Genomic DNA, 13,020 nt, shown 5'->3' on the forward strand with positions numbered 1-13,020 from the left:
GGCAAGGCCGTTGGTCTCCCAGCGGGGCTCGAAAAGCCATGAACCTGTGGGATTGGACCGGTGCAGGGAATTCTTCCACGGTAAACCGGGCCGCAAGGCCCCAAGGAGAAGCACATGTATCAGATCGAATACGACGGGGACCACATGGTGATCCGATGCCCCCGGCGGTTGGTGGGCGACACCTCGCTGTCCAGGTTTCTGGGAGACATCGTGCTGCAAAGCCTCATGGAAAACGCCCAGTCCGCCGAGACGGCCTCGCGGATGGCTCGGCAGAAGCGTCTGGATGAAATCCCCAAAGGCATTGCACTCCTTCGGAACCCGGATTTCAACAAGGGAACCGCCTTTACCGAAGAGGAAAAGGATGCGCTGGGCATCCGCGGTTTGGTTCCGCCCCGGGTGCACACCATCCAGGAGCAGATACGTCGGGTTCTGGAAAACCTGCGGCGAAAACCCAACAACCTGGAAAAATACATCTTTTTGACAGGCCTTCAGGATCGGAACAAGACGCTCTTTTACCGGGTGTTGCTGGACAACATCGAAGAGCTCCTGCCCATCGTCTATACCCCCACCGTGGGGCAGGCCTGCCAGGAATACGGACACATCTTCCGGCGGCCCCGCGGAATCTACATCAGCCCCCACGACCGGGGCCGCGTCGTGAAGGTGCTCAGGAACTGGCCCCACAAGAACGTGCGCATCATTGTGGTCACCGATGGGGAACGGATCCTGGGGCTGGGGGACCTGGGGGCGGACGGCATGGGCATACCCGTGGGCAAGCTGGCCCTCTACACGGCCTGCGCCGGCATTCACCATTCCCAGAGCCTGCCCGTTGCCCTGGACGTGGGAACGGACAACGAAGCTCTGCGCGATGACCCCCTCTACATCGGCGTGCGCCGGCCCCGTTTGCGGGGACCGGAATATGACGCCCTGGTGGAAGAGTTCGTCATGGCGGTCCAGCACGTCTTTCCGGGGGCGCTCATCCAGTTCGAAGATTTCGCCAACCGAAACGCCTTCCGACTGCTACAGCGCTATCGGAACCGGGTGTGCTGCTTCAACGACGACATTCAGGGAACCGCGGCCGTCGCCCTGGCGGGGCTCTACGGGGCTCTTCGTCTGACCGGGGGACGTTTGCAGGATCAAAGGATCCTTTTCATGGGGGCGGGCGAAGCCGGGCTGGGAGCGGGTGAATTGGTGGTCTCTGCCATGACGGCGGAGGGACTGGATCCCCAGGAGGCCCGAAGCCGCTGCTGGTTCATGGATTCCAAGGGTCTCATCGTGCAAGCTCGGGACGATCTGAACGAACACAAGCGCGTCTTCGCGCATCCGCACCCGTTCGTCGCCGACTTGGCCTCGGCGGTGGAAACGCTGCGGCCCACGGCCCTCATCGGTGTGTCGGGCGTGGCGGGGCTCTTCAACGAGGGCGTGTTGCGGACCATGGCACGGATCAATGATCGTCCCATCGTCTTCGCCCTGTCCAATCCCACCTCCAATGCCGAGTGCACGGCACGGGAAGCGTATGAGGCCACCGACGGGAGGGTGATTTTCGCCAGCGGCAGCCCCTTCGAGCCCTTCACCTATAAAGGGCGAACCGTCCGAACGGGGCAGGGAAACAACATCTACATCTTTCCGGGAGTGGGCCTGGGGGTGATTGCTTCCGGAGCGCGCCACGTGACGGATGAAATGTTCTTCGTGGCGGCAAAGTCTCTGGCCCAGATGGTACTCCCGGAAGACCTCCAGGAAGGCATGATCTTTCCCCGCCTGACACGGATCCGGGAGGTGTCTCTCAAGATCGCGCAGGCCGTGGCTTATGTGGCCTACCGCAGCGCTCTGGCCACCGTGGATCCGCCCGAAGACCTGGAGGCGTATATCCAGTCCCTGGCCTATGTGCCCGAGTATGAAAGCTACGTGTAGGCGCCCGGGCAGGGGGCGGTCCCGCCGCCCCCTGCGCGCCGCTTCCATCATCCGTTGCCGTTGGCGAAGAACCGGTTGAAGGCGTTCACATAGGCCCGTGCGCTGGCCTCGATCACGTCCGGGCTGGTACCGATTCCCGAATAGATGGCTCCTCGGATCTCCACGCGCACCATGGCCTCTCCCAGGGCGTCCTTCCCCGTGGTGACCGCCTTGAGGTCGTAGTCCCGGAGTTCGCCACTTTCTCCCACGATCCGCTCGATGCAGTTGAAGACGGCGTTCACCGGACCGTTGCCCGTGGCGGCGTCCGTGATCTTCTCGTCATCCTTGATGAGCGTCACCGAGGCCAGGGGCTGCATGGTGTTGCCGCTCATGGTTTGCAGGCTATCGAAGGTGTAGGTTTCGCTCACCTTGGTCAGTTCGATCTCCACGATGGTGGCCAGATCCTGGCTGGAGATCTCCTTTTTGCGGTCCGCCACATTGAGAAACCGCTTGTGGACTTTCTGGAACTGCTCGTCGGTGAGCTCATAACCCAGTTCCTCCAGGCGATGCCTCAGGGCGGCCCGGCCGGACCGGGCAGTGAGTACCAGGCTGTGGGCCTTGATGCCCACATCCTCGGGTCGAATGATTTCGTAGGTGGAGCGATCCTTCAGGATACCGTCCTGGTGAATGCCCGACGAATGGGCGAAGGCGTTGGAGCCCACGATCGCTTTGTTGGGTTGGACGGGGATGTTCATAAGCCGACTCACCATGCGGCTGGTGCGATAGATCTCTTTTGTGTTGAGGGTGGTGTGGGCGTCGAAGAAGGATTCGCGCGTTCGGATGGCCATGACGATCTCTTCGAGAGACGCGTTTCCGGCCCGTTCCCCCACGCCGTTGATGGTGCATTCCACCTGCTCCGCGCCGTTTCGAACCGCCGCCAGGCTGTTGGCCACCGCCAGGCCCAGGTCATTGTGGCAATGGACGCTCAAAATGACCTTGTCCAAGGCCGGAACCTTTTCCCGCAGGTTCCGTATCAGTTCGCCGTACTGTTCCGGAAGGGCGTATCCCACCGTGTCCGGCACGTTGATGACCGTGGCTCCCGCCTGGATGCATGCCTCGATCACACGGCACAGGTAGTCGAAATCACTTCGGGAAGCGTCCTCGGTGGAGTATTCCACGTCTTCACAATACTTCTTGGCGTATTTCACGGCCTCCACCGCCTGGTGCAGGGCGCTTTCCCGATCCCGGCGGAGCTTCTTCTGAAGATGGATGTCCGAGGATCCCAAAAAGACGTGGATTCGGGGCCTTTCCGCCTTCTTGACGGCCTCCCAGGCGATGTCGATGTCCTGCTGGACGGCTCGGGCAAGCCCGGCAATCACCGGCCCCTTCACCTGTTCGGCCACCGTCTGGACCGCCTTCAGGTCTTCAGGCGATGAGCACGGGAATCCGGCTTCGATCACATCGACTCCCAGTCGTGCCAACTGTTCCGCGATTTCCAGCTTCTGCCTCCGATTGAGCTTGGCGCCGGGCACCTGCTCGCCATCCCTCAAAGTGGTGTCGAAAATATGGATCTTTCGGCTCATGGTTGATTCCTTTCTCTGTGGTGTGTTCCAGTTCAGGCTTTCTTGCACGGGGGTGCTCAACGGACCGCCGGCATCACACAAATCCACTGGGCCATCCAGTCCCATGCCCATCACCTCCTTTCCGCGGGTCTTGGATTCTCCAAATAAAAAAAGGCCATGGGGTGGAACCCATGGCCTTCTCGTCCTATTTATGGAGCGCCGCTAGGTGGCGCGCACACGGAAGACGAAGGGTTCCCCCACCTGGGTCCCGAGGCTAAGCAACAGGAGCAATAGCAGGCTAAGCAGGATGTGGGACATCTTCGTCTTCCTTGGTCCTCTCACGTTTGGGCCGTGCAACCGACTCCGATCAGATGCTCAGTGCGATCCAAAAAGAGACGGCGATTTCCACGGAAAAGAGAAACACATAGAGCACGTACTTATGGAGGGGAAAATCCTCGATGATTCGATTCGCCTCTTCCATCACTCGGATTGCGTCCATGGAACCCTCCCGCGCCCTGAGGCAAAAGTCGCGTCCTTGTGCGTCTCCCATCGCCCCACTAATATAGGAGAGCCGAGGGGCAGATCAAGCAAAAAGTGGAGAGGCCATGGATCCGGGTGAAGTCGTCCTTGCAAAGATGCCCGAAAGCGCCCGGCGCATCGGTTCCTTGTTGACCCAGGCGGGCTACCGCTTTTGGGTCGTGGGGGGGGTGGTGCGTGATGTCCTCCTGGGGCGGGATCCAAAGGACTGGGACTTTTGCACCAACGCTCCCGTGGATGTTCTTACGGGGCTCTTGTCTTCCGCATTCCGGGTGATCCCCGTCGGGCTGCGCCACGGAACCGTGCAGGTGCTCACCCCCCATGGGGTGATGGAGGTGACCAGCTGGGAAAACAACGGATCTCGGGCCTTGATGGACGATCTCAGACGCCGCGATTTCACCGTGAACGCCATGGCGGTTTCCATCCCCGACGGCGATCTGGTGGATCCATTCGGTGGGCGCCGCGACCTGGAATGCCGGCGGCTTCGGGGCGTGGAGGACCCTTTGGCCCGCTTCCGGGAGGACCCCATCCGCGTGCTTCGCGCCAGCCGTTTCGTGGCCACGCTGGGCCTTCACGCCACCCCCAAGACACTGCAATGCCTTCGGCGGCAGGCGCCGTGGCTCCAACAGAGTGCCATGGAGCGCATTCGGGATGAGCTCTTCAAGCTGCTCGTGGGCCCCTGGGTGATGGACGGTCTGGAACTGGCCCGACGAACCGGCGTGCTGAAAGTGGTGATCCCGGAACTGCTGGAGGGCTACCGAAAGAGGCAAAACCATTACCATGCCCACCACATCTACCGGCATACGCTTCTTGCGGTGCACTACAGCCCCGCCCGTCTGCGGGTGCGCCTGGCGGCCCTGTTCCACGATATCGCCAAGCCCCGGGTGCGAAAAAAAGTCCAGGGGGTCTTTCGGTTTTTCGGCCATGAAAAGCAAAGCGCCGAAATGGCCGGCCAGATCCTGCAACGCTGGCTCGCTCCAAAGAAGTTGGCAGACGAAGTGTGCACCCTGGTGGCCAACCACATGGTGCACGATACGGACCGATGGAAGGACGGTGCCGTAAGACGCCTCGTCCACCGGGTGGGAAAGCCCCTGCTGGAAGACCTTCTGGACCTCCTTGAGGCGGACCGAAGGGCCCACGGGACGGACGACGCTGACACGGAGGCCGTGCAAAGGCTAAGGCAGCGCGTCCAGCGGATTCTGAACGAACGCCCCGTGCTGGACCTGTCCCGTTTGGCCATAAACGGACGGGATGTGATGGACACCTTGGGCATCGGGCCCGGACCGATGGTCGGTCGTCTACTGAAAGAAGCCCACCAACTGGTCTTGGAGGATCCGTCAAAGAACGATCGCAAGGCCCTGCTGGCGTGGATTCGGGAAAGGGGGGCGCTCTAAGCGTTGTGGAGACTGCATTCGATCTTGCCAAGGACTGTCGGCTCGGCATGGTCGCCTCTTGCATGGAACGAAAGGAATGCCATGAACGATTTTCCCGTTTTACCGTCCGTGAAAGCGGTGGTTGCAAACGCTCGTTGGGTGCGCCTTCGCCCCCAAGCTTTCCAGGCGGCGGTGATCCGCTGGGGCGGGCGCATTGAGAACGCGGGCGCCTGGGACGAGCCTTTCCACTATGGGGACGGAACGGAGGAGACCGCCCGTTGGATCTTTGTGCTGGATGTGTTGAATCACTGTTTCTGGCCGGACCCCGGGGAACCTGTGTGGGGGGTGGAGCTGGAGGGGACGTTCTATTCGGGATACGCGGGCCTGGCGGCGGCCCTCAAAAAGGCCTACCTGGCCGGGTTCCCCCTCACCAATGCCCGCTACTTGGCGTCCATGCCGGAGAAGGACCTGGAAGCGATCTTTTCCGGCGCCGGGTCCATCCCGCTCTTTGAAGAGCGGCTGCAAAACCTTCGGGAAGCGGGCCGCGTGCTCCTGGAACGGTGGGACGCCGATGCGGTGCGCCTTATCGAGGCGGCAAAAGGGTCTGCGTGCCGGCTGGCCGCCCTGTGCGCCCGGGAGTTTTTGAGCTTCAGGGACCAGGTGGAACTGGAGGGGCGGACCGTCTATTTTTGGAAGAGGGCCCAAATCTTTGCGGCCGATCTGGCGGTCGCTTTCCAGGGAAAAGGGTTGGGGGCCTTTCGGGATCTGGATCGCCTCACGGCCTTTGCCGATTACAAGCTGCCGCAGGTGCTGCGCGAACTGGGTATCTTGGAATACGCCCCACAACTGGCCGAAAAGGTGGAGCGCCAGGATCTCCTGGCGCCGGGGTCCCGGGAGGAAGTGGAGATACGCGCCCTGACCGTCTGGGCTGTGGAGCGACTGAAAGAAGCCTTCCGGGAGACGTCCCACCGGCGGGTGACCAGCTCCCAGGTGGACCACTGGCTCTGGTCCCTGGGCCAGATTCCAGCCTTTCGAAAACGTCCCTACCACCGCTGCCGGACCATTTATTACTAAGCCCAAGTTTGTCACTTCTTTGCGTAACGTATTGTTATCCTTAAAATGTGGTTTTTCATTCTTCACTACAAATTTTCAATCGATGCTCAAGACCCTTTTCAAGGGGATGCGGGGAAGTCCGAGGGCATTGTAAATTTCCACATGGATCGGCTCCGGCTTAGAAGTAGTTCGGATGTGGATCATTTGTCCCTCGTCGTTGACCATGGTGGTGGTCACCCGCGCCTGTCCGCTCAGCGGAGTTCGCAGGGTGGACCAGCACCGCGCGGATTTCCAAAACAACGGCCTTGTCAGACAACACCGGCTTGCGCCCGCTGCACTCCAAGCCTTCTGCTATCACCATAGTCGGCAGATAGCAGGTGAGCCGCTGTTCCCGCCTCGGTTCAATCCGTTCCACTCTGGCCGGATATGGAAGCTATTACTATCAGATGTGTATTACCCGCCGTAAACGGCGGTAGTGGGGACGGGGCCGGCGAAGTTGCCTGCGGGCGGCGGCAACGATGGCCCGGCGCCAGAAAGCCCTACGGGGTGCACGGCATTGGGTTCAGACCGCCAGGTAGCGCTGTTGAACTTCTTGATTTTCCAGCAACTCTTCGGCACTGCCCTGGAAAAACACTCGTCCCTTATCGATCACGTAGCCCCGGTCCGAAAGGGACAGGGCAAATCGGGCATTTTGCTCGGTCAACAGGATGGGCATCTCGCGCTTGAGGGCTCGAATGGTTTCGTCCAGGGATTCCACGATCACCGGGGCCAGGCCCTCGCAAGGTTCATCCAGCAGCAGCAGGTTCGGATTCCCGGCCAGGGCCCGGGCGATGGCCAGCATCTGCTGTTCGCCGCCGCTCAGATTGCCGCCCTTACGATGGCGCAGGCGGGCTAAGAGCGGGAAGGTGTCGAACAGGCGCTCCACCGTCCAGGGTTCCCGGCCTTCCCGGGGCAGCAAGGCGGCCACTTCCAGGTTTTCCTGCACACTCAGATCGGGAAAGATGCGTCGGTCTTCGGGCACGTAACCGATGCCGGAACGGACATTTTCGTAGACGGGGCGGCCGTCGATCCTTTTCCCACAGTAACGCACAGTGCCGCGGCGGGGCGGGTTGTAGCCGACGATGCTGCGCATGGTGGTGGTCTTGCCGGCGCCGTTGCGGCCCAGCAAGCAGACGATTTCCTCGGCTCCCACCACCAGGCTGACCCCCTGCAGGATATAACTTTCGCCGTAGTAGACATGGATATCGTTCACTTCAAGAATCAAGGGATCCTCCCAGATAGGCTTCCTTCACCTGCCGGTTGCCGCGGATTTCGTTTGGAGTGCCCTGCGCCAGGAGGGAGCCCTGGTGCAGTACGTAGAGGTAGGAGGCGACCGAAAACACCACGTTCATGTCGTGTTCGGTCAAAAAGAAAGTGGTGCCCGACTGTTGCGCCAGTTCCTGGATCAGGTGCACCATCCGCTCGGTTTCTTCCGGGTTCATGCCGGCGGTGGGCTCATCCAGCAGAACCAGTTTCGGGTTCCGGGCCAACACGATGGCGATTTCCACCAGCCGCTGATCCCCGTAGGCCAATTCATGAGCCCGCCGATGGGCTTCAGAAGCCAGCCCGACCCGTTCCAGGATTTCCTCGGCCTGACGCTTCAGGTCTCGTTCCCGGCTCATGGACTTCCAGAAGCGGAATCCCTTGTGGTGTTCCAACGCGAGCGGCACAAGCACGTTTTCCAGGACCGTGAGGTGGGGAAAGATGTTGGTGATTTGAAAGGAGCGAAGCAGCCCCAAGGCCACCCTGCGGTGGGCCGGCATTCTGGTGATGTCCAGGCCGTCGAAAAAGATGGATCCTTGGGTGGGTTGATAACGGCCCGAGACGAGGTTGTAGAAAGTGGTCTTGCCAGCCCCGTTGGGACCGATCAGCGCAGTCATGGTGCCGGCCTGAACGGCCAGCGAGATGTCGCGCATCACCACGAAATCGCCGAATTGGTGGCCCAGTCGGTTTATTTCCAGAATCGGTCGGGGGGTCATGATCGAGATTCTTTCCGGTCGCCAAGCCATTGCACGAGGGTGCCCACGATGCCCTGCGGGAAAAAGATCACCACCGGGATCAGGATCAGGCCTAGCACAATCATCCAGTTTTCGGTGAAGGCGGTGACCAGTTGTTCCAGGCAGAAGAAGATGGCGGCGCCCCAGGCCGGTCCGAAAAAGACGCCGGAACCTCCCAGGATGGTCATGAGCACAGGGCGGGCGGAGAAAGCCCAATGCATGAAATCCGGTGTGGCCATGCGGTTAAAGACGCAGAACAGCACTCCCGCCAGGCCAGCCAGGCCTCCTGCGATTACGAAAGCTGCCAGCCGTATCCGGCTCACGTCGGCGCCCACGAAGGCCAGCCGCTGCTTGTTTTCCCGGACTGCGGTGAGCATCAACCCGAACGGAGAGCGGACCACACGCCACAGGATGAACACTCCCGCCGCCGTCCAGAACAGGGTGAAATAGTAGACGTGGACCGGTGGAAACAGGCTCCATTCAATACCGGGCAACCGCACCGGCGGGACCGAACAAAGCGGCATGCCGTCGCTGCCGCCGGTGAGTTCCCGCCAGTTGTGGGCGATGGTGAAAAGCATCATGCCGAAGCCCAGGGTCAGCATGGCGAAGAAGATTTCGTCGCGGCGCACGCACAGGTAGCCGATTGCCAGGGCGAACAGGGCGGCAACCAAGACGCTGCAGAAAATGATCAGCCAGAGCGACGGAAACCCCGTTTGAATCAACAGCGCGGCGGTGTAGGCGCCGATTCCGAAAAACCCCGCCTGGCCGAACGACAGAAGACCGGAAAATCCAAACAATAGATTGAAGCTCATGGAGAACAGGCCCATGATAAAGATTTCGGTTACGATCATGGTCCAGTAGATGGGCAGAATGCACGGGCCCAGGAGCAGAAGTGCGAGCAGGACCAGGGTTGCGATAACGGAACCGGAAAAGCCTCTTGCGCTCATCTCACGCCTCCCGGCCGAACAAACCACGGGGTCGGAGCAACAGCACCACCGCCAAGAGAATATAAGGCAGAGCCATCTGGGCGCGGCCGGCGAACACGGTTCCGAACGATTCAATCAGCCCCAGGATCAAGGCTCCGACAAACGCGCCGGGAAAGCTCCCCAAGCCTCCAACCACCACCACGATGAAGCTTTCGATGATGACCCTCTCTCCCATGGACGGACCGACGCTTTGATGGGGCGCGGCCAGGGCCCCGCCCACGGCGGCCAGCCAGGTGCCCAAGCCGAACACCAGAGTAAACAGAAGCGGCACGCGGATGCCGACCCCTTCCGCCATGTCCCGGTCCATGGCCGCGGCTCGGATGATTTTGCCCCAGTGGGTGAACCGGAAAAAGGCCCACAGGCAGAGCCCGAGCAGAGGCCCGGCGGCCACCAGGAACAATCGGTAAACCGGGTAACTGTGGGTGAAGAAGGCAAAGGATCCGGCCAAAAGCGGCGGGGCTTCCACCACGTGGTAAGCCGGGCCCCAGATGATGCGGACGGCATCGTCCAGGACCAGCAGGAGAGCGAAGGTCAACAGCAACTGGTAGCTTACATCGCGCCCGTACACCCGGCGCAGCAGTCCCATTTCCAGCGCCATGCCAAGCAGCGCGATCAGCGCTGGCCCGACCAGCAGGCCCAGCCAGAAGGAATTGAACAGGTGCATGATTTGCATGCTGCCGTAGGCTCCCAGCATGAAGAAGGAGCCGTGGGCGAAATTGAGGACTCCCAGTACCCCGAACACGGTGGTGAGGCCCACGGCGATGAGAAACAGCAGCATGCCCCAACTGCAGCCGTTCAGCAGATTTACCGCAAAAGCTTCCATGGAATGGTTCCGTTCGAAGATATACCGGTTGATTGGAAAGGAATCAGGACCTTGGCGCAATTGAGGCCGTCTGGTTCACCGCACAACCACGGAGGACAGAGAAAAAATGCTGTTGACTTGTGCACCCAATCCCCGTTGCGCCGCGGTCGCGAGGCTGGTCACAGGCACCCCCCCGGGTGCCGGGCCAGGGGTCCGGTACCCCGTATCTTGCTGCGAGTAGGTGCGGATCCCGGAGCGGGAAGCGCCGGGATCCGCCGCTGCTCCTACCTTAGATTGCAGCCGGTGGTATCAGCGGGCGGGGTCACGTCCTGGGCCGGAAACACCTTGAACGGCTTGAGGATCCGAATCGGGTAGGCACTGTCGGCCGCGGTTCGTCCCCAGAAGGCGTCGGTCAGGGCCTGGTGGTCTTCCGGGCGCAGGGTGATGGTGCCCACCGGCAGGGTCACGGTGAGACCGGCTAGGGCGGCGGCGATGGCTTCCTTGTCGGTGCTTTTGGCCTTTTCGGCGGCGGCCTTGTAAGTCAATACCGCAGCGTAGGCGCCCTGGGCGTTATAGGATGGGAACTGACCGAAACGCTTCTGGTAGGCCTTCCGGAATGCCACGTTCTGGGGTGTATCGTTGCCCAGGAACCAGTACCGGGTGCCGACCCAGATTCCTTCGGGCATCTTGTCGCCCAACGCGTACAGCACTTCGGTGGCCGCCCCCAGGGTCATGAGGACCTGGGTACCGGATTGGAAAAAGCCCATGGCGTCGGCCTGGCGAACGAAATCGATCAGGTTGCCGCCCCACAAGGACACCAGGACGCCGTCCGGTTTGCTTTCCATCAGTTTGGTGATGTAGGCGCTGAAGTCGGTGGTTTTGATCGGGGCGAAGGCCACCTTGTCATCAGGCAGAAAGACGGCATCGGGTTTCTTTTCTTTCAGATACTTCTTGAAGTATTCCCAGGACTGGTGGCCGAAGGCGTAGTCGGGACCGATGGTCGACCAGGTCTGGGCTTGGCTCTCGGCAGCCAGAAGTGCTGCGGCCTTGATGTTCTGGTTGATGTTGACCGAGATGCGGAAGGTGTACTTGTTGCAAAGGCTGCCCGTCACATCCGGGGTGGCGGCATGGGTGATGATGAGAGGCGTCTTCATCTCCGGGATGGTCGGCACCACGGTTTTGGCCACGCCGCTGGAGTCGAGCCCGATCAGGACATCCACTCCGTTCTGATAAACCAGCTTCCGAATGGCGCGAACCGCCACATCCGCTTTGCCCGTGGAATCCTCAAAGTAGGCTTCCACCTGGCGGCCCAGGATGCCTCCCTGGGCATTGATTTCGTCGATCGCCAGTTGAGCGCCCTGCTTGGCAAACTGCCCGTAAGTGGAGAACGGGCCGGACATGATGTACACAAAGCCCATCTTGACGGGCTTTTCCGCCAGGGCGCTCACAGGCGCCGCCAGCAAACCGGCCAGCAAGAAGGCAACCAGGATCCAGGATAGGCGTGGTTTTCTCATCATGAACCTCCTCTAAATTGTGTAATGGTTCAATTGATGGATACAGGAATTCAGCAGGTCGCATGAGAGAGTGGAGACGGGATCTTTTGCGTTGGGTCCCGGGCGGTTTCTCGATCGTCCTCGCGACCGCATGCCATCCAGGCCATGCGTTCCGGCCGCCGAGACCATCTACCAGCAAAAACAGCTTCAACATACCGCCTCTTGCCCCATGGCTCAACCAATAAATTGATGTCGGTGGGACGGGACTTGTGGTCCCGAGTGCCCTTCTTCGTGTGCAAGCGGGTGCGGAAACGCGTGGAGCAGGAAGCCCGGCGGGGCCGTTCCAAGACGGTCCGGCTGGCCCAAGTGAACGTCTGCCGGAAGCGTTTTGTCAAGCAGATGGACCGGGTGGTCAAGGGATTCCAGGAGGACCACTGCTTCGGGCCGGTGGGTTTCCCAACCGAACGGTGGAAGATCATGGGCTGGCCGAGGAACTGGAAGCGCTGCTGGAAAAAAGAGATATCAGGGCTTTCTTGCACGATCGGGTCAAAGAGCCGCTGAGAATGCTCCAGGGATTCCGGATCGTGCCGGCGGATTGCCCCAATGCCTGTTCCCAGCCCCAGATCGTGGATCTGGTGATCAGCGGGGCACTGCGGCCCGGATTGCGGCCAGGAAGTATGCAGCGCCTGTGGAGCTTGTGTCGAGGGATGCAAAGAAGATGCAGTCTGCCTAGAGGACGGACTCGATCGCCCGCGCATCTTTGCCTGGAAGGAACCTTTTCTGGTGGTCGACCTGTGCCTGGATCATTTTCAGCGGCACAGCCGCAACGGTGAGCGGTTCGGTGAAATCCTGGACGAATTCGGGCTGCCCGAACATCCTTGTTGGGAGATGGCAAGAAAAAGAAAACCTCTTCATCTGGATCAAAGTCTTTGGTGACCTTATGGGATTGGTTGAGGTCCAAGGCAGAAGAGAGATATCCCTTAATCCGTGAAATTGCACCTATGCATAAGACTATCTTGTGGCGGATATCCCATTGAATTTACATCTCATTTATGCTATAGGACCTCCTGTCACATTTTCACCCGGCAGGTGCACTCATGAAGAAAATTGAGATCGAACAATCTTCGAAGGCCTTCTACAGCGGACACGCTGGCTTGGCCCTTGTGGGGAATCTGATCAACGGGTACACGAGCCTGTGCGAGCAGTTGGAAAAGCAAGTTCCAGGGCGACCAATGATCTCGCACGCAGATGTGGTCAAGACCTACTTGGGGCTTCTGTGCCTGGGTAAGAG

The 13,020-nt window shown here is 60.4% G+C and carries 11 protein-coding genes and 1 pseudogene; 5 read left to right on the plus strand and 7 right to left on the minus strand.

The window, feature by feature from the left end:
- The first annotated feature begins 114 nt into the window (after positions 1-114).
- Positions 115-1,908: an NAD-dependent malic enzyme gene (locus B9A12_RS05825; protein ID WP_084056931.1), complete on the plus strand. Its 1,794-nt coding sequence runs from the start codon at positions 115-117 to the stop codon at positions 1,906-1,908.
- Between the two features lie 47 nt (positions 1,909-1,955).
- Here the strand turns inward: B9A12_RS05825 and B9A12_RS05830 are convergent, their stop codons facing one another.
- Both B9A12_RS05830 and B9A12_RS17780 read right to left on the minus strand, forming a co-directional pair.
- Positions 1,956-3,581: a 2-isopropylmalate synthase gene (locus tag B9A12_RS05830; protein ID WP_342752481.1), complete on the minus strand. Its 1,626-nt coding sequence runs from the start codon at positions 3,579-3,581 to the stop codon at positions 1,956-1,958.
- A gap of 235 nt (positions 3,582-3,816) precedes the next feature.
- Positions 3,817-3,948 (minus strand): hypothetical protein, encoded by a 132-nt coding sequence (locus tag B9A12_RS17780; protein ID WP_281247902.1) that lies wholly within the window; start codon positions 3,946-3,948, stop codon positions 3,817-3,819.
- 106 nt (positions 3,949-4,054) lie between these two features.
- On the opposite strand from B9A12_RS17780, the gene B9A12_RS05835 reads away from it, so the two are divergent.
- Together B9A12_RS05835 and B9A12_RS05840 are read left to right on the plus strand one after the other, a co-directional pair.
- Positions 4,055-5,380, plus strand: a complete 1,326-nt coding sequence (locus B9A12_RS05835; RefSeq protein WP_084056932.1) for a CCA tRNA nucleotidyltransferase — start codon at positions 4,055-4,057, stop codon at positions 5,378-5,380.
- A gap of 81 nt (positions 5,381-5,461) precedes the next feature.
- Positions 5,462-6,433 carry a queuosine 5'-phosphate N-glycosylase/hydrolase gene (locus B9A12_RS05840; RefSeq protein ID WP_084056933.1) on the plus strand — a complete coding sequence of 324 codons (972 nt, stop codon included), beginning with the start codon at positions 5,462-5,464 and terminating at the stop codon, positions 6,431-6,433.
- Positions 6,434-6,974: 541 nt separating this feature from the next.
- Here B9A12_RS05840 and B9A12_RS05845 read toward each other — a convergent pair.
- The 5 genes from B9A12_RS05845 to B9A12_RS05865 form a co-directional block, all read right to left on the minus strand.
- On the minus strand, positions 6,975-7,676 hold the full coding sequence (locus B9A12_RS05845) for an ABC transporter ATP-binding protein (protein ID WP_212636836.1): 702 nt from the start codon (positions 7,674-7,676) through the stop codon (positions 6,975-6,977).
- Positions 7,666-8,430, minus strand: a complete 765-nt coding sequence (locus B9A12_RS05850) for an ABC transporter ATP-binding protein (protein WP_084056934.1) — start codon at positions 8,428-8,430, stop codon at positions 7,666-7,668. Before B9A12_RS05850 ends, B9A12_RS05845 begins: the two co-directional genes overlap by 11 nt.
- Positions 8,427-9,395, minus strand: a complete 969-nt coding sequence (locus B9A12_RS05855) for a branched-chain amino acid ABC transporter permease (RefSeq protein WP_084056935.1) — start codon at positions 9,393-9,395, stop codon at positions 8,427-8,429. Before B9A12_RS05855 ends, B9A12_RS05850 begins: the two co-directional genes overlap by 4 nt.
- A 1-nt stretch (position 9,396) precedes the next feature.
- Entirely contained in the window at positions 9,397-10,257 is an 861-nt protein-coding gene (locus B9A12_RS05860; RefSeq protein WP_084056936.1) for a branched-chain amino acid ABC transporter permease, read from the minus strand.
- A gap of 263 nt (positions 10,258-10,520) precedes the next feature.
- Positions 10,521-11,753: an ABC transporter substrate-binding protein gene (locus B9A12_RS05865; protein WP_212636837.1), complete on the minus strand. Its 1,233-nt coding sequence runs from the start codon at positions 11,751-11,753 to the stop codon at positions 10,521-10,523.
- Between the two features lie 243 nt (positions 11,754-11,996).
- Between B9A12_RS05865 and B9A12_RS05870 the strand changes: the two genes are divergently transcribed.
- Both B9A12_RS05870 and B9A12_RS17290 read left to right on the plus strand, forming a co-directional pair.
- On the plus strand, positions 11,997-12,290 hold the full coding sequence (locus tag B9A12_RS05870; RefSeq protein ID WP_170920376.1) for a PCP reductase family protein: 294 nt from the start codon (positions 11,997-11,999) through the stop codon (positions 12,288-12,290).
- A 536-nt stretch (positions 12,291-12,826) separates the two neighbouring features.
- A pseudogene (locus B9A12_RS17290) lies at positions 12,827-13,020 on the plus strand (IS1380 family transposase); the annotation flags it as partial.

This window comes from Desulfacinum hydrothermale DSM 13146 (assembly GCF_900176285.1).
GTDB lineage: Bacteria > Desulfobacterota > Syntrophobacteria > Syntrophobacterales > DSM-9756 > Desulfacinum > Desulfacinum hydrothermale.

Coding starts and splice junctions, on each gene's coding strand:
- B9A12_RS05840 (WP_084056933.1), top strand. CDS start 5,462: ATGAACGATTTTCCCGTTTTACCGTCCGTGAAAGCGGTGGTTGCAAAC.
- B9A12_RS05835 (WP_084056932.1), top strand. CDS start 4,055: ATGGATCCGGGTGAAGTCGTCCTTGCAAAGATGCCCGAAAGCGCCCGG.
- B9A12_RS05830 (WP_342752481.1), bottom strand. CDS start 3,581: ATGGGCATGGGACTGGATGGCCCAGTGGATTTGTGTGATGCCGGCGGT.
- B9A12_RS05850 (WP_084056934.1), bottom strand. CDS start 8,430: ATGACCCCCCGACCGATTCTGGAAATAAACCGACTGGGCCACCAATTC.
- B9A12_RS05855 (WP_084056935.1), bottom strand. CDS start 9,395: ATGAGCGCAAGAGGCTTTTCCGGTTCCGTTATCGCAACCCTGGTCCTG.
- B9A12_RS17780 (WP_281247902.1), bottom strand. CDS start 3,948: ATGGACGCAATCCGAGTGATGGAAGAGGCGAATCGAATCATCGAGGAT.
- B9A12_RS05865 (WP_212636837.1), bottom strand. CDS start 11,753: ATGATGAGAAAACCACGCCTATCCTGGATCCTGGTTGCCTTCTTGCTG.
- B9A12_RS05825 (WP_084056931.1), top strand. CDS start 115: ATGTATCAGATCGAATACGACGGGGACCACATGGTGATCCGATGCCCC.
- B9A12_RS05860 (WP_084056936.1), bottom strand. CDS start 10,257: ATGGAAGCTTTTGCGGTAAATCTGCTGAACGGCTGCAGTTGGGGCATG.